The sequence below is a fragment of the Streptomyces sp. NPDC048291 genome (assembly GCF_043201715.1).
In the GTDB taxonomy this organism is placed as follows: Bacteria; Actinomycetota; Actinomycetes; order Streptomycetales; family Streptomycetaceae; genus Streptomyces.
Map to the genome: position 1 here is coordinate 113,642 of NZ_JBICZC010000019.1, position 24,786 is coordinate 138,427.

Annotated in this window: 9 protein-coding genes; all 9 read left to right on the forward strand. The window is 74.1% G+C overall.

Annotated features, from left to right (window positions below):
* Nucleotides 1-3: 3 nt before the first annotated feature.
* The 9 genes from ACGF5O_RS42300 (at nt 4) to ACGF5O_RS42340 (ending at nt 24,720) form a co-directional block, all read left to right on the forward strand.
* The gene (locus ACGF5O_RS42300; RefSeq protein WP_393815262.1) at nt 4-2,592 is read left to right on the forward strand and encodes a hypothetical protein; all 2,589 of its coding nucleotides are present in this window, start codon (nt 4-6) and stop codon (nt 2,590-2,592) included.
* Entirely contained in the window at nt 2,589-6,047 is a 3,459-nt protein-coding gene (locus ACGF5O_RS42305; protein ID WP_393815263.1) for a right-handed parallel beta-helix repeat-containing protein, read from the forward strand. The genes ACGF5O_RS42300 and ACGF5O_RS42305 overlap by 4 nt, the downstream gene beginning before the upstream one ends.
* A gap of 125 nt (nt 6,048-6,172) precedes the next feature.
* Nucleotides 6,173-6,508 carry a WXG100 family type VII secretion target gene (locus ACGF5O_RS42310; protein WP_393815264.1) on the forward strand — a complete coding sequence of 112 codons (336 nt, stop codon included), beginning with the start codon at nt 6,173-6,175 and terminating at the stop codon, nt 6,506-6,508.
* Nucleotides 6,509-6,572: 64 nt separating this feature from the next.
* The gene (locus ACGF5O_RS42315) at nt 6,573-6,863 is read left to right on the forward strand and encodes a WXG100 family type VII secretion target (RefSeq protein WP_362592997.1); all 291 of its coding nucleotides are present in this window, start codon (nt 6,573-6,575) and stop codon (nt 6,861-6,863) included.
* Nucleotide 6,864: 1 nt separating this feature from the next.
* Nucleotides 6,865-7,536, forward strand: coding sequence for a hypothetical protein (locus ACGF5O_RS42320; RefSeq protein WP_393815265.1), 672 nt, complete (start codon nt 6,865-6,867; stop codon nt 7,534-7,536).
* A 23-nt stretch (nt 7,537-7,559) separates the two neighbouring features.
* Nucleotides 7,560-9,857 (forward strand): WXG100 family type VII secretion target, encoded by a 2,298-nt coding sequence (locus ACGF5O_RS42325; protein ID WP_393815266.1) that lies wholly within the window; start codon nt 7,560-7,562, stop codon nt 9,855-9,857.
* Nucleotides 9,858-9,883: 26 nt separating this feature from the next.
* Nucleotides 9,884-10,315 (forward strand): YbaB/EbfC family nucleoid-associated protein, encoded by a 432-nt coding sequence (locus tag ACGF5O_RS42330; RefSeq protein WP_393815267.1) that lies wholly within the window; start codon nt 9,884-9,886, stop codon nt 10,313-10,315.
* Nucleotides 10,308-10,685: a WXG100 family type VII secretion target gene (locus ACGF5O_RS42335; RefSeq protein WP_393815268.1), complete on the forward strand. Its 378-nt coding sequence runs from the start codon at nt 10,308-10,310 to the stop codon at nt 10,683-10,685. Before ACGF5O_RS42330 ends, ACGF5O_RS42335 begins: the two co-directional genes overlap by 8 nt.
* Before the next feature lie 10 nt (nt 10,686-10,695).
* Complete coding sequence (locus ACGF5O_RS42340) at nt 10,696-24,720, forward strand: hypothetical protein (protein ID WP_393815269.1); 14,025 nt, start codon at nt 10,696-10,698, stop codon at nt 24,718-24,720.
* Nucleotides 24,721-24,786 lie beyond the last annotated feature (66 nt).

Genomic DNA, 24,786 nt, shown 5'->3' on the forward strand with positions numbered 1-24,786 from the left:
CCGATGGCCCGGCTCCGCCTGCGCTCGACACCCGTCGGCGACGCCCTCCTGATCCACCCCAAGGGCAGGTTCGACGACCGGGCCGCCGCGTTCGCCGGGGGGATCACCGAGGACCCGCTGCACACCCTCGCCGTGGTCGACCTGCCCGGCGGCGCCCTCGCCACGGAGTGGGAGTCGGTGGCCCGGCTGCTGTCGTCCGCCCGGTACGGCAGCCCGCGGCTGGTCTTCGGCCGGAGCGGTCCGGACGAGGTCCGTACGGCGTGCCGCCGTATCGCCGACCGGCTCGGGCGCGATGTGCTCGCCCCCGACGGCGACCTGGTCCCGACCGTCGACGGCGGCCTGTTCGTGCCCGGCGAGGACGGCGCGGCCTGGCTGCGGTTCCGGCCGGGCCACGACCCCGAGCCCGTGGCGCAGCGCTTCCCCAAGCCGCACTGGGAGTTCTCGGTGCCGACCCGCACCACGCCGGTCGGCGCGAGTGCCGTGGTCCAGCCGGTGCCGGCCGGTGTGTGGCTGCGCCCCAGCGACCGGGACCCCCTGGCCGCGCACCACGGACGTGCGGTCGCCGCCGCACCCACCGACCCGCACCTCTGCGTGGTCGTCCTCGGCAGCCCCGGCACCCCGCCGCTGTCCCCCGTCGACGTGGCCCGCTTCTGGGACACGGTGCTCCCCGGCGCCCGCCCGGCGGTGCGCTTCGTCCTGTACGGCGCCCTCGACGTCCCGGCCGACCACACCGTCCCCGGCCAGGCGCTCGCCGACGTCCTGGGCGCCCCGGTGGTCCTGTACGACACCCTGCCCACCGCCGCCCCCGGCGACCGGACCACCCCCTCCACGACCACCTACCTGCCCACCGACACCACCCCACCGGCCCCCGCCACGGCCGCCGTACCGCCGGTGCCGCCGGTGCCGCCGATACCGCCGGCACCGGCCCTGCCGCCCGTCCGCACGGAATCCGGCGCCGACCCGTCGACGGCCCCCGCCGGACCCGACACCGAGGGCGCGACGGACCTCTCGGAGGCCCCGACCGTCCGCAACCCGACCGGCCCCGAGAACGAGAACGCGGCCCCGGTCGCCGAACCCGCCCCCGGCCACGGCAACGGCGCGGCAGACCTCGACGAGGCCCCCACCGTACGCAGCAGATCCCGCACCGTACGGGGCGGAGCACGGGCCGGTACGCCGGAGGCGGAGGCGACGCCGATGTCGGCGTCGGCGTCGGCGTCCCCATCGGCCCGCGTTCCGGGATCGGCGTCGGCGGCTACGCCGCCGCCATCCCCACCGACGTCAATCGGGATACCGGGATCGCCCGAGACATCGACGGCGGCCGGGACACCGGCACCGCCCGAGACATCAACACCGGCCGGGATTCCGGGATCCGCGTCGCAGGCGGCCCTGTGGTCCGGCCCCGTACCGCCCGCCGGATCCGCGCCCGCGCCCGCGGCAGGATCCACGCCCCCATCCCCGGCCCGGCGCACGCTCCCGCCCGAATCCACCCCCCTTGCCGAACCCGTCACCCCCGACCCCGTCCCGCCCCACGCCCAACGGCCCCTACCCCCCACCCCACCGCGCTTCCGCCTGGAGTCCGCCGCGCCCGAGGCGGAGATCGCGGAGATCGCGGAGATGGGCGGACTCGATGAGGTCCACGCGCTCGGCGGACTCGACGCGAGCCCGGAGCGGGATGACGCGGACGTGCCCGCGCCGCCCGTCGGTTCGGGGCCGGCCCCCGGTCCCGTACCGGGTCACGGCACCGGCACGGCCGCCGTGCCGTCGGCTGTCGCGGGAGGGTCCGCCGTGCGGGTGCAGCCCGTGCCGCGGGCAGCGGCCTGTGCGCTGCCGCCGGAGCGGGGGGTCGCCCAGGAGCGGGACTGGCTGCGCCGGACGTTCAGCGAGCAGTACAACGCCCTGGCCGGCTCCGTCTCGCGCGTGATGTCGGAGTCGCCGGGACTGCGCGGCCGGTCCAGGACGGAGGCGGCGGACGCACTGACCGAACTGGTCGCCGTACGCCTGTACCTGTCCGGCGACCCCCGCCTCGCCGACGCCGCGGTGCGCGAGGCGGCGCCCGGACCGCACGTACCGCTGGCGCGCTGTGTGACGGCCGGGCTGCGGCGGCTGCCCTCCTACCGGGGCCCGGCCCTGCTGCGCACCCGGCTCGGCGACGCGGAACGCGCCTGGTACCGCGAGGGCAGGCTGGCCACCGAGTGGGCGTTCTGCCACGCCCGTACGTCGCTGCACCCCGGCCCGCGCGGCAGCGGCGCCACCGACGTCCTGATCTGGTCGATGACGGCGCGGCGGACCAGTTCGCTGGACGCGGCCGTCCCCGACCGGGTGGTGTTCCTGCCGGGCACCGCGTTCCGGGTGCTGCGTGCCGAGGGCCCCGCGGTGCTGATGCGTGAACTGTCCCCGTCGGAGGCCGCGCAGAAGAGCGGCGGCGGCCGGGACGAGGTGGCGGCGAAGCTCGACGAGATCGCCGTCAAGGGCCTGGAGAAGATCCTGGACGCGCTGGAGCGGGCCGGCACCGACGCCGCGGCCGAGAGCGCCGATCCGCCCGGACTGATCGTGACCCCCCGTGCGGTCCGCACAGAAGGAGTCGAGCCGTGAGCAGGCAGGTGTTGCTGGTCGCCCCGGACCGGCCGGGCGCCCACCGTACGATCGCCGGCGCGCTGGCCGAGGCGGCGGAGGGGGCGCTGATCACGGTCGCCCCCGGCCGGTACGAGGAGTCGCTCGACCTCGTCAGGCCCGTGACCCTGGCCGCGGAGGGCGGCGCCGGGACGGTACGGGTGCACGCGCCCGCCGGGAGCACGGTCGTCGTGCAGGCCGAGGCGGTGCAGCTGTCCGGGCTGGTCCTGTCCGGCGCCGACCGGGAGGCCCCGGTCCTCGACCTGCGGCGCGGGCAGTCGGCGCTGGACGGCTGCCGGATCGAGGGCGCGGCGTGGACGGCCGTACTGGCCTGGAACGAGGGCACCCTGGCGGCCCGCGGCTGCCGGGTGACCAACCCGCACGGCGCGGGTGTCGTGGTCACCTCGCACGGCGCGAACGTGCTGGCCGACACCGAGATCACCGAGGCCGGTTCGTCGGCGGTGGTGGTCGCCGAGCACGGCCGCCTCGACGTACGGGACTGTCTGCTCGACCGTCCCCGGGGCAACGGCGTCTGCGTCAACGGCAACGCCGTCGCGACCGTCGAGGCGACCCGGATCACCGGCAGCGGCAAGCCCGCCGTCGCCGTGGAGCAGGAGGCGCGGGCCGCCCTGCTCCGGGTCACCGTGACCGGCAGCACCGCGCTGGACGCGTACCTGACCAGCCGGGGCGAGACCACGCTCACCGACTGCGCGTTCTCCGGTTCCGGCGGCCAGTCCGTGCACGTCGCCGAGGGCTCCGCCCCGCACCTGCGCGGCTGCGTGGTCACCGGCGCGGCCCGCGGTGGCGTCCAGGTCACCGGGGGTGCCCGGCCCCGCCTGGAGGACTGCGAGCTCACCGGCACCCCGGTCGGGCTGCACGTCACCGGCGCGGGGAGCACCGTACGGGCGACGGGGCTCGTCGTCCGGGACGCGGCGACCGCCGCCGTGCAGGCCGCCGACTCGGGCACCGCCGAGCTGGAGCGGCTGACCGTCACCGGCGCCGCGGGCGCCGGGGTCCGGGCGCAGGGCGGTGCCCGGGTGACCCTGCGGGACGCCGAGATCGCGATGTCCGGCGGCGGGCAGGGCGCGACGGGGCTGGGGCTGGCCGGGACGGCGAGCGCGTTCGTGGCCGGATCCGTCCTTCGCGGGTGCGGTGCGGTCGTCGGCGAGGACGCGGAACTGACCGCGCACGACACGGAGTTCACCGGTTCGCCGGGCGACGCGGTACGGGTCCTCGCCGGTGGTTCGTTCACCGCCGTCGGATGCCGGATGACGGGCGCGCGCGGCCAGGGCGTCAACGCCCACGCCGACGCCCGCACCGACCTCGGCAACTGCGCGGTCCAGGACAACGCCGGCGACCGGCCCGCCGCCCGTACGGACGACCGCTCGTCCGACCGCCCGACCGACCACGCGGGCGGCGGCTTCGGCAGAGACGGCGGGGGCTTCGGCGGGGACGGTGACCCAGGTGGTTCCGGGCGGCCTCCCGGTCCCCCGGCGGACCCGGACGTCTCCCGCTCCGCCACCACCGGCCCGCTCGCCGAACTCGACGCGCTGGTGGGCCTGGAGAGCGTGAAGCTGGAGGTCACCGGGCTGATCAACCTCAACAAGATGACCAAGCGGCGCACCGAGATGGGCCTCCCGATGCCCCCGATGAGCCGCCACCTCGTGTTCGCCGGACCACCCGGCACCGGCAAGACGACCGTGGCCCGCCTCTACGGCGCGGTCCTCGCCGAACTCGGCATCCTCGGCCAGGGCCACATCGTCGAGGTGGCCCGCGCCGACCTGGTCGCCCAGATCATCGGCGGGACCGCCATCAAGACCACGGAGGTCTTCAACCGGGCGCTCGGCGGGGTGCTCTTCATCGACGAGGCGTACACCCTGACCAACCAGTCGCGGGGTACCGGGCCGGACTTCGGCCAGGAGGCCGTCGAGACGCTGATGAAGCTGATGGAGGACCACCGCGACGAGATCGTCGTGATCGCGGCCGGCTACTCGGAGCACATGGACCGGTTTCTCGCTTCCAACCCCGGTATGGCGTCCCGATTCGCCCGGACGATCGAGTTCCCGAACTACTCCCCCGAGGAACTGGTCACCATCGTGCGGGGCCTGTGCGCCAAGCACTACTACGAGCTCTCCGCCGACGCCCTGGACGCGCTGTCCCGCTACTTCGAGACCGTTCCCAAGGGCCCGACCTTCGGCAACGGCCGGGTGGCCCGCCAGGTCTTCGAGTCGATGATCGGCGCCCAGGCGTCCCGGCTGGCCGCCCACCCACCGGGCCACGACCACGAGTTGAGCCTCCTCACCGCCGCCGACGTCACCCCGGCCCCACGCCCACCGTCCCCCACACCCGAGCCCACACCTGCACCCACACCCACACCCACACCCGAGCCCACACCTCAGGCCGTACCCGCACCCCAACCCACACCTCAGGCCGCACCCACACCCGCACCCGCACCCGCACCCGCAGGACCGCCGTCCGCCGCACCCGCACCACCGCCCCCTGCCGCTGCCGCTGCCGCCTCAGCCGCAGCCGCAGCCGCCGACGGCGACGGCGATTCCGCCCCACAGGGGCCACCCGCACCCGACGACGAAACCGTCACGGGTGGTGCGGGTGGGAAAACGATCGCCGAAGGCGAAGCCGAGGCGGCGGCCACCCGCCACCTCACCACCCTCACCGCCCTCACCCCGGTCACCGAAGCCCTGACCACCCGCCTGGCCACCCTCGCCGAGCTAGGCAAGCTCGGCCGGCTCGACCAAGGCACCGCAGGCCTCGCCGACGTGGTCCTGGAGGGCCCCCCGGGCAGCGGCCGCCGCGCCGTGGCCGCCGCCTACGCCCGCGCCCTCGCCGAGCTGGGCGTCGTACCCTCCGGCGCGTTCACGCACGTACCGCTGTCGGCCGTCCCCACCCGCTGGACCGCACAGCCACGCGCCTACCTCGCCGACGCCTTCCGGCGCGCGTCCGGCGGCCTGCTGGCGGTGACCGCGGACCCCGCCTTCGAGTCCCGGCCGCAGGCCGAACGGCACGCGGTCGCGGACGCGTTGACCGCGGAGACGGCGACCCGCGACGGCGCCGGCCGGTACGGCCCGGTGCTCGTGCTCTGCGGCAGCGCCCCGCGCCTGATGGAACTGCTGCGCACCCGCACCGACCTGGCCGGGACGTTCGCGGAGTACCTGCGGCTGCCCGCCTGGACCGGCGCGGGTCTCGCGGAGCTGACCCGGCGGCGCCTCACGGTCCTCGGCTTCGACGTGCCCGCCGACGTCGTCGCCGCGCTCGCCGCCCAGGACCCCGCGCACGGCGCGTACGGCGCGCACCGGCTGGCGGACCGGATCGCCGCCCGCGCGAGCGCCCCCGTGCTGGTCCCCGCCGACCTCGCCGGCGAACTCCCGCCGGCCGACGCATCGCAGGACGCCCCGCAGGACGCGCTGGTGGCCGGCTGACGGACCGCAGGGACAGAGAATCACGGCCGGTCGGGCAGCGAGCCCGGCATCCGGCCCCGTACCGGCACCGCCGCGGACCACCATCACGAACGACGACCCCACGTCCCGGCAGGAGAGGAACGGCCATGGCCGCCAACACGAACACATCGGTCGACACTTCGGGCATGCTGACCGCCCAGGGCAGCTTCCAGACCGCCCTGGACGAGGTCAACAACACGTACACCCAGATGCAGAGCCAGATCGACGCGCTGCGCTCCAGCTGGACCGGTGACGCCTCCAGCACCTTCCAGAGCGCCATGGACACCTGGATGACCGACTTCGGCACGGTGAAGCAGCAGTTGGAGCTGATGCTGCAGAAGCTGCAGGCCAACACCGGCAGTTACGACACCACGCACCAGCACACCTCGGACGCGGCAACCCAGCTGCACAAGTCCATGTCCACTCCGCTGCCCGGTTTCTGAGCCTGCGTCACCCCAGCACCCCAGCACCCCATCACCCCGCCACCCCACCAACGAGGAGCGACCCATGCCTACGTACACCGTCAACATGAACCAGGTCGAGTACGTGGTCGGCGAGATGACCGCGATCAGCGGGAAGATCCAGTCGGCGCTGACCGACCTGGACGACAGCGCCAAGGTGCACCTGAGCGAGTGGACCAGCGACGCCCGCGCCACCTACGACATCGCCAAGGCCAAGTGGGACGCCGCCGCGGCCGACATGGTGACGCAGGCGCAGAACGCCACCAACGCACTCGGGCAGATCAACGAGTCCTACTACGCGGGCGAGCGGCACGGCGTGAGTCTCTGGGAGCAGTGAGATGGCGAACGAGACCGCCGACAGCGACCACGGCAGCAGCGATCCGAACGTCAACAACAACGACTACGGCGGGAACGACAGCGGCAGCGGCAACAGCGACGGCTCCGGCGATCACCACTACCACGGTGGCACCGACGTCCTGCACGTCCCGGGGATCCTCTCCGACCTGCACCCCTTCGTGCCGCCGCCGGTGCCGGGCGGTGACGGGCACAACGGGACCTCGGTCAGCACGCCGTCGCTGGACCTGTTCGCCTCCAACATCGACCTGCTGATCCAGCCGGTGCGCGACGTCGCCACCGGTCTGAGCGATGTCTCCATCGCACCGGGCGCCTTCTACCACGCCAACAAGATGCGGACGACCGTCAACGGTCCGAACGCCGACGACGGGCTCAAGAAGAGTTACGGCGACGCCCTCTCGGCCCTGGTCCGGGGCCTGACGGACCTGCGGGACGGCGTACGGGGGCTGAGCCGGAAGTACACCACGACCGAGGACGTCAACAACGCGACGGCCCAGGACCTGGCGGACGCCTTCACGACGACCACCGCCGACTTCAACACGATGATGACGTCGAACGGCGGCAGCGGCATGACCACCACCACGACCGGCACCGGGAACTCGAACGGCAACGGCAACGGCAACACCGGTACCGGCAACTCGAACACCACCGCCTAGGCGGGCTCCGCGGGAGGGCGAACGTGCCGGACTACAACAGCGGCGGCTTCCACCAGGGCGAGGACGGGACGATCTTCGGGAATCCCGACGGCTCGTCCCCGGGAAGCATCACGGACTACGACAACTGGGACTGGAAGCAGATCAAGGCCGCCGTCTACGGCATGTCGTCCGGGGTCTCCACCGACGCCAATCTGGCACACGCGCGCTCCATCGCGAACCCGCAGTCGCTGCTGGACGCGGCCAACGCCTTCTACCACGTCCAGCTGACCCTGGAGGGCGTCACCAAGAGCCTGGTCGACCAGGCCAAGGCGCTGGCCGGCGACAACGGCCCGTGGGGCGGCACCGCCGCCGACTCCTTCCTCGACATGATGACCAACTTCTCCCGGCAGGTGAAGGCCAACGCCGACGTCCTGTCCGGGGGTTCGACCGGCGACCACTCCATCCCGCACCAGCTCGCCAACAACGCGATCTCCTTCCAGAGCGCGCAGAACCTGCTGGCGGAGATCGACTCGTTCTACGCCGACGAGGCCCAGCGGATGGGCGTCACGCCGATGTCCGACGGGCTGATCCCGATCAGCCAGAAGCCCGAGCTCGTCGCGATGATGACCGACGACATGCGGGCCGTGCTCAAGAGCCTGGCGCACTCCTACCAGGTCACCACCGACGCCATCGTGAACCCGACCCCGGTGACCTCGCCGACCGACAACCCGAACGACTCGGGCAGCGACGAGGGCCTACCGGACCCGAACGACGGCCTGGGCGACACCCCCGACCCGGGCGGGTCCGACAGCGGCATCGGCGGCCTCGGCGACACCGGAAACCTGTCGGACCTCTCCGGCTACCCCGACACCGGCCTCGGCAGCGGCCTGGACAGCGGACTCGGCACCGGTGACGGCATCGGCGACGTCGGGGACCTGGCCGGTCTGGACGGCTCGACCGACCCCACCGCCTTCCCCGGCGACCTCGGCCTGGACGGCTCGGACCTCGGCGGCACCGGCGACGGCATCGGCGACCTCGGTGATCTGGGCGACCTGGGCAGCCTCGACCCGTCGGCCATCGACAGCGCCCTCAACCCGCTCTCCTTCCCCGGTCTCGGCAGCCTGGCCGGGCTGAGCGGCAGCGGCCTGGGCGCCGACGGGGAGAGCTCGCTGGGCGGGCTGTCCACGGCCGATCCGGCCGCCTTCGGCGACACCGGTCTGGACGACGGGCTGGGCGCCGGTCTGGGCGACGGCCTCGCCGACGGCCTCGCCGACGGCCTGTCGTCGGAGGCACTCACCCCCTCCCAACTGGCGACGTCCTCCGGGATGCCGTACATGCCGGGGATGGGCGGTACGGGGGCGAACGGCGCCGGTCTCGCCTCCGAGCCGACCGACGCCTCGGGGCTGCTCGACTCCAGCGCGGACCCCTGGGAGGGCGAGGAGACCCCCGGCGGCGACGAGGTCGGCTCGGAACTGGGCGCGGCGGCCGGCGGCGAGGGCCTGGCCACGACCGGCATGCCGTACCTGCCGGGCATGGGCGGCATGGGCGCCGCCTCCGGCACCGGCCGGGACGGCGCGAGCGAACGCACCGACGCCTCCGGGCTGCTCGACCCGAGCACCGCGCCCTGGGAGGGCGAGGAGGAGTCCGGCGACGACGAGGCCGGCTCCGTCACCGGCGCCCTGCCGGGAGTGCCGTACCTGCCCGGATTCGGCACCACCACCGGCCCCACCGCCGGCGCCGCCACGGGCCGTACCACCGGCCGTACGACCGGCGGGGCCGAGGAGAACGCGGCGGCGGCCGGAGCGGGTACGACGGCAGAGGCGTCCACGGACACCACCACCGCCGCCACCACCACCGCCACCGCCACCGCCACCGCCACCACCGGTGTGCCCGAGCCCGAGCCCGCGTCCGCGTCCGCGGCTCTCACGGCACCGGTCGCCGTCGGGTCCGACGGAGTGCCGCTGACCCCGGACCACCAGGGGGACGACGGCGAGGAGGACTTCTCCGCCTGGGAGGCAGGGGCCGGTGCGGGCGCGTTCGTCCCCCTGCTGTGGGCGCTGCGCGGTGACCGGGAGCACGAGGCGGACCCCGAGCAGGCCGAGTCCGCCGAGCCCCGCAGCACCTGGCAGCCGGACCGCACCGCCGCCACCGCACCGTCCGGCACCGTCGCCCTCGGCGACGCGATGTGCGGCGACGGGGGCCCCGAACCGGCGGAACCCGAGGAGCCCGAGGAGGAGCAGGAGCCCGACGAGGAACCGGCCGCCCGGGGCATCGCCGACCTCCTGGTCCAGCACCAGAGCACCTGGGGCGCCGTCCCCGGCGACTCCACCGCCACCCTCTGACCCGGCCCGCTAGGAGACGAGTTCCCGTGCCCAGCCCGTACGACCAGCAGATCGAGGATCTGCTGGAGCAGTACCGCCGCCAGCGCGACGAGGCCGCCGAGACCCGGCGCCGGATCAACGACACGACGGCGACCGTGACCGCCCCGCGGCAGACGGTGAAGATCACCGTCGGCGCCCAGGGGGAGGTCACCGCCATCGAGTTCCCCACCGGCGCCTACCGCCGGATGGCGCCCAAGGAACTGGCCGAGGTGCTGCTCGGCACCCTGCGGCAGGCCAGGGCCGAGGCGCTGGAGGGCGTCTCGGGCGTGCTCGCCGAGCGGCTGCCGCCCGGGGTGACCGTGCCCGACCTGCTCCAGGGCCGGGTCGATCCGGCCGCCGTACTGCCCGAGGACCCGGCGATGCCGGACCCCGTACGCGACTACGTCGACCACGGCTTCCAGGGGGAGACCCATGAGTGACAGCACCTTCTCCGTCGACACCACCAGGCTCGACGGGGCCGCCCCGCAGATGCTGGAGCTGGCCGGGCGGATCCGGTCCATCGCCACCAAGCTGGACGGCCGGCTGGAGGCGCTCGGCCCCTGCTGGGGCGACGACGAGAGCGGCCGGCAGTTCCTGGAGCAGTACGCGGAGCCCAGGCGGCAGCTCAGCGAGGGCATCACGGGCGTCGGCAACGTGCTGGACAGCACGGTCGACGGCATCCGCACCATGGCCAGGGGCTTCGCCCGCACCGAGGAGGGGAACGTGGAGGCGCTGCGCGCCGTCACGCCGACCACGGACTCCGTGACCACGGGCGGCCACGACTCCACGCCGCACCACACCCGGCGGTGAACTCCCGGCTATGAGCGTCGAGATGCCCCCCGAGCTGGCCTGGGTCGCCCGGCTCGCGGTCGGTCAGGCCTGGCCCAAGGGCGACGAGGACAACCTGCACGCCCTCGGCCAGGCGTGGAACGACGCCGCGCAGGAACTCAAGGGCATCAGCGGGCAGATCGGCGCGTCCGGCAACGGGGTCCTGGCGAGCGTGGGCGGGCAGGTCGCCGACGAGTTCCAGGCCTTCGTGACCCAACTGGAGGCCAGCCTGCCGGAGATGGCCGAGTCCGCGAACCAGCTGGGCAAGCTCGGCAAGCACACCGCCGTCCAGGTCGAGTACTCCAAGTACATGATCATCGGCCAGCTCATCCTGCTGGCCGCGCAGATCGCGGAGTGGATCTTCTTCGCGCCCGAGGTCATCCCGGTGGCGATCACCGCGGCCCGGGTCGCGGTGAAGATGATCCTGCGCCGGCTGCTCATCTCGGTCGCGACCGGTATCGCCATGAACGTCGGCCTCGACGTCGCCGTGCAGACCATCCAGTTCCTCAAGGGCGACCGCACCGAGTGGTCCACCCAGAACACCGTCTCCGCCGTGGTGTCGGGTGCCATCGGCGGGGCCGTCGGCGGTCTCTTCTTCGGCGTCGGCAGTGTCCTCGCGCCGAAGTTCGCGCACTCGCTGCTCGGCAAGGGCATCCTCGGCGCGGCCACCGGCATCGGCACCGCCGGGATCATGTACGGCATCTACCACGACGGGGAGAGCGAGTTCGGCACGTCCATCAGCTCGGGCGCGCTGGGCGCGCTGGGCGGGGGCGGCAAGCGGCGGTTCGGCGGCAAGGACGACACGGTCAAGGTGGACCCGGTCCACGTGAGCGTGCCGAACGCCCTCAAGTTCAGCCTGTCCGCCCTCGCGGGCCTGCCCGGCCTGCTCTCGGCCGCGAAGACGGAACAAGCGTCCGGCACCGGGACCTTCAAGGACGCGACGGGGGCCACGAGCACGGCCGGGACGAACGCGACGGAGACCGGCACCAGGACGAGTACGGGGACGGGGACGGGGACGGGGACGGGGACGGGGACGGGAACACGTACAGGGACAGGGACAGGGACAGGGACAGGGACGGGTACGGGGACGCGCACGGGGACCGGGAGCGCCACCGGGCAACAGGGCGACGGCGCTGCCCACCGGACGTCGACGTCGTCGTCCACCTCGTCCGTCGCCGCTGCCCGGCACGAGCAGGAGGCCGAGCACGGGCTGCCCGGATTCACGACCACGGTCACCACCCCGTCGCACGCGGCATCGACCACGGCGACGTCCGCCAACGGCACTTCCTCCACCACCGGCACGTCGTCCGCCCCCCGCACCGGGACGCCCGCCACCACGCCGGCCCGCTCCACGACGAGCAGCAACGGCACCCCCGGTACCGGAACCACGGCGGCGAACACGAGCCGCCCCACGACCTCCGCCGGTCCCGGTAGGACCACCGACGCCGCCCGCCCGTCCACGGTGAGCACGGACCCGACGCACACCGGCACCGACCGCGGCACCACGGTCACCACCCCCACCACCGAGCACACGACCGCGACCACCGAGCACACGACCGCGACCGCGACCGCCACCTCGCACATCACGGAAGCCGAGACCGGGGCCCGGGCCGAGGCCGGAGTCGGGGCCGCCGCGCATGAGACCGCCGCCGCCGGGCCGGTCCCGGACCGCACCCCGCCCCCCGGCGGGCACCCCGCCGGATCGGTCCCGCCCCGGCGCATGAAGCTCGACCACACGCCGCGCATCGTCGTCCGGTCCGAGTTCGAGGCCCGGCGGTTCACGCACCGCGCCGAGCAGTTCACCGACCTGACCGTCCGTGTCGCGTTCCGCGACGGCGGCCTGGGGCACGACACGGACGCCGTCTGGGCCAAGGTGACGGCCGGGGTGGAGACGTACCTCAACGCGCCGGGCTACCGTCTGCCCGGCCCCGACCACACGCCCGGTGGCGGTGACCGGCTGCATGTGACCGTGGTGCGTGCGAGGCCCGGCGAGGAGGCGCACCTGACGGTCGATCTCGTCGGCGCCGACGGGATCATGGACCAGCGGAAATGGCGGGCGAACGCCGAACCCATCGAATTCGCGCACGAGTTGACGCACCAGGTGTTCAACCTGCGCGACGAGTACCGTGACGCGGCCGTCCCGCACCGCCCCGATGTCGAGGGCAGTCTGCTGGGCAACTACCACACCGAGTCGCCCGACGGGCTGAGCAGGGGCGGTCTGCGCGAACGCCATCTGCAGTTGATCGCCGCCGTCATCGGCGACCTCCACCGCGAGGAACCCGGGCTCGCGCACGACGCCGACTGGGAGCGGACGCGCCTCGCCGCGACGCCCCACAAGCGCAGCCACACCTGGGTCGACCCGGTATCCGACCCGTCGCGCTACGAGGCGCTCGACGGCTCCGGGCAGAAGGCCTCGGCGGCCACGGACCCGCGCACCACGACCCCGGCGGATCTCGCCAGGGCGCTCGACAACGCGCTCAACGGCCGACGGCTGCAGTACGACTCCGACGACGAGCAGAAGCAGGGGGCGGACTGGACCGACTCGGAAGACGACTCGCCGCCCAGGCGCGTCACCCTCGCTCAGCCGGGGCCCTCCCGTTGGGCCGGACCGGCTCCCACCCATGCCCCGGTGCACCACGACAACGTGGTGGATGCCCGAGGACAGAACCAGGACGACCGTCCCGGGACGCCGGAGTCCGAGGGCCGCGCGGCACACACCGACGCCGCCGGGCACCAGGAGGACACGGAAGCGCCGGCCGTGCCTCCCCCGAGCGTCCCCCAGCTGGTGTCGTTGCCGTCCGGGCCGTTCGACGCGCCCACGCTGTGGGGAAAGGAGCCCTTCGTCGAATTCGGCCTGATCGCCCGCGAGTTCACATCCGAACAGACGATCACCACGACGCCGACGGCGTACTCCCATGAGAACGGGGCGGAGCATCTCCCGGCGGAGGACGACACCGGCGCCAGGCCGCTGTGGGATCACCGGATCGCCGCGTACGAGGCCACGGCGAAGGCGGCTGAGGACCGGCTCAAGCTGATCACCGACCGGGCGCGCGAGGTCATCCGTGACAGGGAACCGGGAGACGAGGAACGGGAGCGTGCCGAAAGTCTGCTGAAGGTGGAGTCCTCGCTGAAGCAGGGCGGCTGGCGGGCCGAGTACCGCAGTGAGTTCCTGCGGGTGCGGATGCTGATGGAGGAGGACGGCTTCCTGCGCGACCTGCCGCCGGAGCTGGTCGTGCGGGACGGGGCGTCGTGGGCTCTGGTCTCACCGGCCGATCCGACCGGCCCGATCGGCGGTTCGCTGCACGGACCTGACGGTGTGTCGGCGCGGTTCCACGCCTGGCTGAAACGGAACGGCGGCGACAGCGACTGGCTGGCGGGGTGGGCGATGGACCAGTCGGCCGGTTCCAACACCACCGAGGCGCTGCGCTTCAAGGTACTACTGAACCACTTCCGTCCGCCGACGCATGACGGTGGCTTCTACATGCACCGCCTCAAAGGCAACGGGGTCGTGCAGGACGGCATGCCGACGTGGGACACCGAAGGGGCCCTGCCGGTACTGAACTTCGGCCCGGAGTACGTGCGGAGCATGGTGGCCCAGCACGTCTTCACCCACGAGATCCTGACCCGGGTGAAGATGCCCAACGTGGATCCGGACAGGGGTGTCGTACAGCTCCTGCGCCTGGACAAGCGGGAAGCGGTGGAAGCGGCCAACGAGGGCACGCCTCCGGGCAACGGCCAACGGTTCGATCTGCGCCGCGGGCCCGCCGACTCGTACAGCCTGCTGGAACCGTACAAGGACCCGGTCGCCACCGACCACACGCTGGGGGCGTTCTGGGTCACCTCGCAGGAGATTCCGATCCACCAGGTCTTCGGAACGTACCTGCAGAGCAGGGCGCCGATCGACGGACAGCCCGAGCACACCCTCTTCCTGAACGAGGGCGAGAACGAGTTCCTCGCGATGTCGGACGGCGTGCAGAGCGTGTTCCACGGAACGGACACGCCCTCCATGCTCCAGGTGACCCGGCAGGCGCCCGCTCCGCACCCCGACGAGTTCACCCCCCGCGCCCCCGTGGCCGACGGAACCCGCGCGACCACCGACTCCCCGGCCGCGCCGTCCACCTCGTCCACCTCGTCCGCCCCCTCCGCTCCGCACCCGCGAGTCACGGACACGACGGCGCGGTCGGACCACGGCATGCCGGAGAAGAACTTCGACAAGTTCCGGAGTCTGGCGCGGACCCGCAACCTCGTCATCGACGTCCGGCCGACCAACCCGGCCGCCCCGAAGTGGCTCGACGAGGGGAAGCTGCCCAAGCCCGCGGACATCAAGGCCAAGTCCGTCAACGACCTGGACGTGCTGCTGGGCGCCAAGGCCGAACACCAGGGCCTGATCGGCTACTTCGAGCCGTCCCTGCCCGAGCGCGGCGGCCTCGACGAGGCGACCTGGAACCGGCTCGAAGCGCGGTACGAGCAGCGCGCGGAGGAGTTCACGACCCTGGCTCCGGTCATGGCCCAACTCCACACCGAGGGCCGGTTCAAGGTCGAGGACGGCCTGGTGCTCGGCCTGGACGGTGAGCAGCGCTGGCGGGAGATCACCGGCGACCACGACGTGTTCGACATCAGCACGCCGGGCGGTACCCGGTTGGCGGGCGAGCGGTACGAAGAGGCCGTCGACGCCATGATGACCAACGACATGGCCGTCATGCACGGCGCGCACATGGGCTGGGAGCCGACCACGCCCTTCAGCAAGGGCGTCTTCAGCAAGATCGTGGCGACCCACCAGGAGGGCGGCGAGCCCCTCCTGCGGTTCCGTCCCGGCCTCAACGACGCCGAACTCATCCACGCCCCGGCCGAGTTCCGCTTCACGGGCCCGGCACCGGAAGAGCCGGTCAAGTCCCCCGAGTCCGAGCCGCTGCCCGCAGAGCCGGAGGGCGCGGAGCCCAAGGGTGCGGAGCCGGAGGGTGCGGAGCCGGAGGGCGTACGGCCGGAGGCCATGGAGCCGAAGGGCGACTCCCCGGTGCCGCCTCCGTCGGGCGCCGAACCCCACCGGGCCGGTGCCCCCGCGGCCGTGGACCACCCCACCGCGCAACACCCCATCACCCAAGACCCCATCACCCAAGACCCCGTCGCCCAAGACCCCACCGCGCAACACCCCACCGACGAGCACCCCGCGCCTCCCCCCGAGCCGCCCGGCCCGCCCGCCCGACTCGCCGACCGGCACCTGCGGTCGCTGGCCGGCATCCGGATCACCGACGCCCCCGGCCCGGAGGCCCTGCGCGAGCAGGTGCTGGCGACCCTGCCCGCCGCGCACCGCACCGACCGCCAGGTCGTCCAGAGGCTCGACGCGGAGTTCGACCCGGCCAACTTCCGCACCCGGCACGAGCAGATGGTCAACGGCGGCTGGCGGTTCCAGCTCCGGGTGGGCGGCGCCCCGCACGACGTGGTGCTCACCGCCCGGCCCGGTCCCTGGCGCCTGCGGGAGGTCCAGGCGACGGCCGAGGAGAAGGACGGCAAGAGCTTCGACCGGTCCGCCGAGGCCAAGCGCACGGCCGAGCCGAAGAAGACCGCCCTCACCACCTCTGAGGCGGGCCTGGACCTGGCTCCGGTGGTGATCCTCCCGGACGCTTCGCACGGGGACCGGCTGGCCCTGGTCACCCCCTCCGTCAAGGTGGGCGGCGCCACGCACGCGACCGACACCTCGGTGAAGTCGGGCGCCGAGACGGGGACGAAGACCTCGCTCACCGGCCCCACCGACACCTACGTCTCCGCGTTCCACTACGAGTCGGCGGTCACCGGCCCCGACGGCCGCACGCTCACCCGCCCCGCCGGCGACCCCGTCACCGCCGACGTGACCGCGGAGATCACCCGCCCGGACCGGGCCCCCGCGGACGGCCGCCCCGACGCCTGGCACGGCTGGGAGAGCGACCGCCCCGACCGGGCGGAGGGCCGCCCGCTGGACGTCACCGGTCTGGAGGCGCTGCACGAGGACGTCTTCCGCCGGCTGCCGGGCGAGGCCCGCCCGGACGGCACCGCGCACCGGGACATCCTGGAGTTCCTGTCCCCGAAGAACGTCGTCGACGGTTTTGAACACGCCGCCGGCTGGGGGCTGACCTCCAAGCGGCTCGACCTCAGCGACGGCGGCCACGCCTGGCTCCGGCTCACCCTGGAGCCCGGGGAGTCGGCGCGCGAGGGCACGGTCGCCGACAAGGACACGGTCACCGGCAAGGAGACCGGCGAGCACGCCACGGGCCGTACCGACACCTCGGGCTGGGGCCTCGGCCTGAACGGCGGCGGCGCCCGGCGGATGTGGCAGAGCGGTACGACGAAGGAGTCCTCCTGGCTGACGGTCACCGGCGGCTACTCCTACGCGTACAGCCAGGCCCACCAGGAGAAGGGCAAGCAGACCTTCGCGCTGGAGCGGAGCCTGGAGCACAAGGGCACCGGCGACCTGGTCAGCACGGCCGTACGGTTCCGGGTCGAGGTGCTGCGCGAGCGGCTGTCCCCGGGCGCGGACGGCCTGCGCGCGGTCCACGAGGTGCCGGAACCCGCGCCCGCGCGCGACGAACCCCCGCGCGACGCGGAGAACCCGCCCGCCCCCCGCACCGGCACGGTCATCCGCGTCCGCCACCACCCGGCCGATCCCCACACACCCGCCGCGACCACCGAGACTCCCGAGACCTCCGACACCGCCGACACCGCCGAGAACGCCGCGCCCGCCCCGGCGGCCGACGCCCGCGGCACCCGCCCCGTCCCCGACGACCTGCGTACGCCCCTGACCGCCGCGCGCACCGACTACGTCGACGTGCCCGGCTCCCGGGAACTGGAGCGGCACATCACCGAGCGGCTGCGGGAGCTGGCCCCCGGCATCCTGCCGCCGCCCGACGGCGCGGGGGCGGCCCGGGTCACGCCGCAGGCCATGGAGAACCAGCGCCTGCTGCGCGAACGCGTGTCACGGGCCGGGCTGCGCGCCGACGGCGGACGGCTCCTCGACGGCACCTTCCGGATCACCCTGGACGCCTCCCATCTGCCGGGGCTGCCCGGTCGTACGTACGAGGTGGTGGTCCGGGCCGACACCGGGGCGGGGCAGCACGACGGGGCGGCGGCGGGCACCGCGAAGGACACCGTGACCCGGGGCCACGCCGCCGACAAGGGGGTGACCCGGGGCGGCAAGCACACGCTGGGCGTCAGCGGCAACCTGCGCCGGGCGCTGAACCCGCCGGACACCGTACGGGCGTTCGGGAACGCCGGTGTGGACGGCTCGTACGGACCGTCCCGGCAGACCGTGGCGTCCGGCGAGACGCAGGCCAAGCGGACGTTCCAGCACAAGGGACCGGCGGACGCGTTCAGTTACCCGGTGACGTACCGGGTGCTGGTCGCCGCGCACCGGGAGGGGGCGCCGCCGAGCACCCTGCCGGCCGTGCGCCCCGCCGCCGGGCGGGGGACGGACGACGTCCGCGACGTGGCCCCCGCGCCGGGCGACCGGTTGCGGGTCGAGGTGCGCCGGCCGGAGCGGTCCGGCTCCGCGCCCCGGCATCTGCGGCCCGCCCGGCTGCCGCAGTTGCACGCCGTCACACGGGTCGCCGACGAGGCGGGCTTCCAGCGCCAGGCGCGGGCCGCCCTGGTGGAGGCGTACCGGTCCCGCGAACCCGACGTCCACCCGCCGCGGGTCCCGGAACTCGACGAGACCCTGGAGGCGCTGGCCGGCCGCGCCCAGGTGCCCGGACTGGTCTCGGCCTCGCACTCCGGCTGGGCCAACACACTCGACCGGCACGTCGGCGACGGCCGGGCACCCGACACGGTGGGCCTGTCGGTGCGGACCCGGCTGATCGACCTGACGTACCAGGAGACGCTGTCCGGGGAAAGCACCCTCGACCTGGAGCTGAAGGCGAGCGGGGCCACCACCCTCGCCGACCAGACGTCGTGGTCCGTGAAGGGCAGCCTCGGCCCGGACTTCGGGCTGTTCCCCGAGACCGCGACCGGCACGCTGACCACCTCGTTCCAGGTGCGCGGCGGCGGCAAGGGCAAGGCCGGCGGCCAGTGGGACGCCGTGGACACCCTGAAGCAGCAGACCGGCACCACGCGCAAGGTCAGCCACACCGGCACCTGGCACGTCTACCGGGCCACGGCCGAGGTGAGCGTCGCCGGCCGCCTCACCGAGGCGTCCGGTGCCTTGCACGTGGGCCGCCCGTTCCGCCACAACCACGACGTCTACGTCCTCCTCTCCGACGAGGACGTGACCCGCCTGCACACCCCGCCCACCACGGCCACCACGGCCACCACGGCCAACCCTGCCAACAACCCTGCCAACCCGGCCACCACGGCCACCACGACCGACACGACCGACACCGCCAACCCGGCCAACCCGGCCAACCCGGGCGCCACAGCCAACCCGGCCCCGGCCGTGGTCCCCCCGGCACTCCGCGCCACCCTGCTGGACCAGGGCATCTCGGGCGGTGTCCTGGTGGAGCTGCCCGACACCGACGCCGTCCTGCGGGAGATCGACCGGCAGGTGCGCGGACCGGGCGCCGACGCCGTCCCGGTGGCCGCCCTCCCCTTCGCCGACACCTACTCGCCGGACACCCTCGCCGCCCGCTACGACGAGCTCGTCGGCCCCGGCGTCCTGGACCGGCACGTGGAGGTGACACGCGCCGGACACGTCGTCACCGAGGTGCTGGTGCGCGGGATCACCGACGGCTGGCACGACGACGGCTCCCGCTCGGACCGCCCCCTCACCCGGGACGTCACCGCCGCCCACACGGTCAAGGGCAAGTCCGGCACCAAGGGCACGTTCGGCGCCGAGGGCAACCTGCGGGCCTCCGTACGCCCCCCGGTGGCCCACTTCAACTCGGCGTCCGCCACCCCCTCCGGCGGGCTCGAAGGCGGCCGGGGCAGCAGCGCCGAGTCCGGCGTGACCACCACCGTCGGACACAAGACCTCCGGATACGGCTCCACCAACGCCCGGTTCACCACGGACCTGCGGTACGAGGTGACGGTCACCCGGCGCACCGAGACCGGCCGCTTCATGCGGCTGCCGAAGGAGCCCGAGCCGGTGGGCCCGCACCCGGCCACGGCCTGGGTGCCGGAGTCCCTCACCGAGGCCTCGTCCGCCGCGCCCCATCCGGGCCCGCCCCACGTCGCCGACGACCCCGCCCACCCGTCCGCGCCCCGCGCCGACCACCCGTTCGACCTGGAACTCGGCCGTATCCGCAACCCCGCCCGCTACGAGGCCTGGCAGAACGACCTGCACGCGGCGCACGACCTGGTCGGCTTCGACAACACCAAGGCCCTGCACGACACCGCCGTCCAGGTCCAGGCGACCCCGCGCCCCTGGGGCGAGGGCATCCTGGGCCAGACCGGTGCCTACTACTCATGGGCCCTCGCCCAGGGCGCCGGCCTGGTCGGCCGGGCGGCCCACAACACGCTCCCCGCGCACCTGACCGGCACGGTCTCCCGCTTCCTGGCCACCTTCACCGCCGACCCGCGGCTCGGCCCGGGCCACGACCTGAGCCAGGAGCAACGCCTCACGCTGGAGGAGCAGTTCGCGATCCGGCAGATGTTCTCCGGCCAGTCGCTGCCCGCCCTCTTCCACCAACTGGGCACCCCGGACCGCCCCTACCGGGTGCCGGGCACCTCGCTGGCCGTGTCGATGGAGGCGATCGGCCCCGCCGCGGAAGTGACCCGCCGCGACGCCGCCGACGACGAACTCACCGTCGCCGTCAAGGACGAGTCGGCCACCGCCGCCACCAACTCCTACAACTGGACCGTCTCCCCGCTCGACCTCGCGGCCCTCACCGAGGACCCGGTCCTCACCGTCCCGCTCAACACCACCCGCTTCACCCGCGACCAGACCTACGACTCCGCCCGACCGGTCACCCGCGCCCCGGGCACCCCGTCCCGCCCCACCCCCGACCCGGCCTTCCCGCACGCCCAGCGTCCCACCGAACCGGGCAAGGCCGAACTCACCGGCCCGGCCGCCCTGATGCGCCAGCCGGTCCGCATCACCCTCCACCCCCACGACGACACCGGCCCCTACGGCACCCCCCGCTCCGTAACCGGCCACGTCTTCCACTGGACCAAAACCCCCGCCCCCACCACCACCCCGTCCACCCCCACCCGCCGCCCCGCAGCCGCTCCCTCCTCCAGCCCCCACCCCACCGAACTCGCCCCCCGGGCCCCCCGCCCCACCACAGCCGACGAAACCCACGCCGGTCCCCCTGCCGCCGCAACCGCAGCCCCAACCACAGCCCCAACCCCAACCGCAACCGCAGCCCCAGCCGCAGCCGCAGCCGCAGCCGCCGACGGCGACGGCGATTCCGCCCCACAGGGGCCACCCGCACCCGACCACGAAACCGTCACGGGTGGTGCGGGCAGGAAAACAATCGCCGAAGGCGAAGCCGAGGCGACGGCCACCCCCACCACCGTCACCCTCGCCCCCGACAACACCCCCGCCCAGACCGCCGCCCACCTGGACACCCTCGCCGCCGACCTCGCCCGACGCGCAGTCGCCCGCACCGCCCCCGAACACGCCCTGCCCACCGTCCAGATCACCGGCCACGCCACCGCGTCCCTCGCCGGCCGCCCCCACTTCGGCCGCTCGATCCAACTCGCCACCGAACACGCCGCGGCCACCGGCGAGTTCCTCTCCCGACGCCTGGACGCCCACCTCCGCGACCTCGGCTCACCCCTCACCTCCGCCGCGTTCACGATCACCACCGAGGCCCACGTCCCGGACCTCTCGCACGACACCCCGCAGACCACCCACCACGCGGTCGTCACCGTCACCCACCCCACCCACCCCATCAACCCCCCGGCCACGGCCCCCGCACCACCGCCCCTGCGCCCCGCCCAGTGGCGCCCCCGCCGCGACCAGGCGGCCTGGGCCCTGCTCCGCACCGAGCGCTACGACCCCGCCCGCGACCCCGCGGCCGACCGCCCAGCCCCCGGCCTGCTCGCCGGCCGGGACGTCGTGGTCCGTGCGGCGGTCGCCCGGATCCAGGCGGACGACGGCCGCTGGGTCCGCAACCTCTCCCTGCACCTCCCCGTCCGCTTCGGCGAGGGATTCGGCCACGCCGACCTCGCCGGGTACCGCGACCGCCTCCAGTCGCTGCTGGACACGCACGTCAACACCGGCCGCCGACTGCCCGGTTCGGGCGACCAGCTGCACATCGACGTGGACCTGGACCACCGCCCGGACCACCCGGAAGCCGTCGAGATCAGCCGGACCGAGCGCCCCGCGCGCGCCTGGGACCAGTTCGCCTTCCCCCTCGGCACGCACGAGGGAGTCCTGGACGACGCCCGCGCCCTTCACGAACTGCTGCACTACGCGGGCCTGTCGGACCGCTACCAGGACGCCACGACACTCTTCCGCCGCCGCGAGGACCAGACCGACCGGACCGGCCTCATGGCGAGCATCGACACCATCGACGTACCCGACGCCTACCTGAAGGCCATCGCCGACGTCACCGACTCCGGCCCGGTCCTGCGCGACCTGCCGTACACCGAGAACACCGAGAACACCGCGAACACCGGGCCCCTCAGGGACACCGACAGCACCGGCCACTCCGCGGAAGCCTCCGTCGCCGTACCGGGCCCGTCCGCGGCCGCGGCGCGCGAGACCCTGCTCTCGGTGGAGCGGGACGCGGACCCCGCCGGGGCGGCGACGACCCGGGCCCCGGCCGCCGCGCCCTTCGCTGACCGCTCCCCCGCCGAGGCCGCGGAGCTGGTGCGTCAGGCACGACACGAGAACACCGTGATGGGCAACGGCCGTAACTGGCGAGGCATCGGCCGACCCCGGTTCGACCCCCTCCGGTACCACGTGCATCACACCGACGGGGAGCACCACCAGCCCGATGTGCCCTGGAACGACGCCTACGTCGTACTGGCCCGCGCCCACCGCGACCACATCACCCTGGAGACCCCGTCCGGGAACATCCGGCTGTGGCATGCGGAGGACTTCGCCGCGCTGCTGGCGGACGACCCGGTCCGGCCGCGGAACGCCGACATCGTGCTGGCGGTGCGCGGTTACCCGGAGGGCCCGGACGGCCTGCCCGAGGCCGTGTTCCGGGCGACCGGGAACCGGGTCTGGACACCGTCGGACGGGGCCCTGGACCTGACGAGGGTCCGGACGCACGAGACGACGGTGGAGCGGATCCAGCTGACCGGACCCGACCCGCACTGGGCCGCGACCCACTCGGAGGGCGGACTCGACCACCGGGCGCACCTACAGGCCCAGCGCCTGGAGACCACGGCGTACACGGTGCGGGCCCCCGGCACCGACACCGTGCTCTTCCACCGGCTGCCCGGCACCGGGTTCGAGGCCTTCCACGCCGTCCGGTCCGGACCCGACGCCCCCGCGCTGGTCCTGCCCGTCCAGGAGCTCGGCGAGATGCGGGCCGAGGACCAGCCCCCGATCCGGGTGTCACAGGACCGCACGCTGGCCATCGCCGCCCGCGGCCTGAACCAGCACGCGTACGCCACCGAGCGGGCCGTCGCCGACGCCAACGCGAAACTGGCGGCCGCCGGCAGCAAGGTAAGGCTGGACGCCGATCCGGAGGTGTCCCTGACCCTGGATGATCCCGACGGAGCGCCCGGACCACGGCTGGTGCAGGTCACCCCGCGGTTCCTGACCCGCTCGGGCCGCTCCGAGGAGGAGGCCTGCCGGGACTTCGCCCAGATGGTGTCCGGCGAGGTCCGGGCCTCGGACGTGGTGTTCCGGGCCCAGCGTCGGGTCGCGACCGGCCGGGTCAGCGCCCTGGACACGGCGGAGGTCACCGGCACCCACCATCTCGCGGAGGCCCTCGCCCGGGTCGCCGACCGCGGGATCGACCCGGCGAACACCGATCCGGCCTGGGCCGCCGGCCAGATCGCCCGGGACACCCGGGGCGTCGGCGGCCAGGGCGGCTCGCCGCTGCCCGGCAGGGAGTACGGCAGTGCGCTCAGCCACGAGCACGACGTCGACCCGCGCCGGTACGCGCTGTCCCGGGCGGCCCGGCGGATCGGGATCAACGAAGGGGCCTGGGCCGAGGTCGGCGAGGGCTACCTCGTCCAGTCGATCAACGCGGCGGACGCGTCCGGCAGGCCGACCCTGGAGTTCAACCACGCCAAGCCGGGCGCGAGCAACGGGTCGCACTTCGGCTACCACTTCGCGTCCGTCGTCCTGGCCAGCGAGGACGGCCGGTCCCAGATCACCCTGGAGAACCACGCCCGGGTCAGCCGGAACCGCTCGGACATGCACCGGGCGGTCGAGCTGAACCTGCGCGGCTCCCTCGGCGACCTGAGGGAACTGGCCCGCTCACTGCACCGGCGCGCACAGTACGCGGAGCAGGCCGACGTGGCCGCCGAGCACCGGGAGACCCTCAAGTCCCGGGCCCGGCTGGCCGATCTGCTGGTCACGGCGAAGGAGGCCCGCGAGCGGCGGGCGCCCGAGGAGGAACAACAGCAGGCGCTCCGCAAGGCCGCCACCGCGATGCTCCGCACCGCGCCCATGATCGACGGCAAGGCCCAGTGGTACTTCCGCTCGTACAGCAGGCGTCCCGGGGAGACCATGCACGAGAGCCACGCCGAGCTGCTCTCCACGGGCCCGTCGGCCGAGGCGAACCCGCTCACCCTGGTCGTCCTCCACGGGCATGCCCCGTCCGGGCCCGAACACCGCTTCATCCCGTTCGAGGAGTCGGGCGCCATGGCGGAGGGCGCCGGCTCCAAACTGGACTTCGTGGCCGAACACGTCGTCCGCACCGGCCTGTGGAACCTGGCCCACCGTCTCCCGGTGCCGAGCATCCGGCTGACCGGCCATCTGCGGGATCCCCTCGCCATGGCCACCAGGGTCCGCACCGAACTGCGCGACCGCATCGCCGCGCTGCTCCGCGCCCGCGGCTCGTCCGCCGACCCCGACTCCTTCACGATCTCCGTCGCCTCCGCCATCCACCACGGCAACGACGCCCGGCCCGACACCCCCCGCGTCACCTTCGAGGTGGACCACTGGCGCACCCCCCACGGCATCGGCGTCCCCACCACGGTCTGACGCAGTTCCGCCCCCCGGTACGGCGACTGGTGGCGCCGAGCACCAGGCCTCCGAGTCGGAGACGGC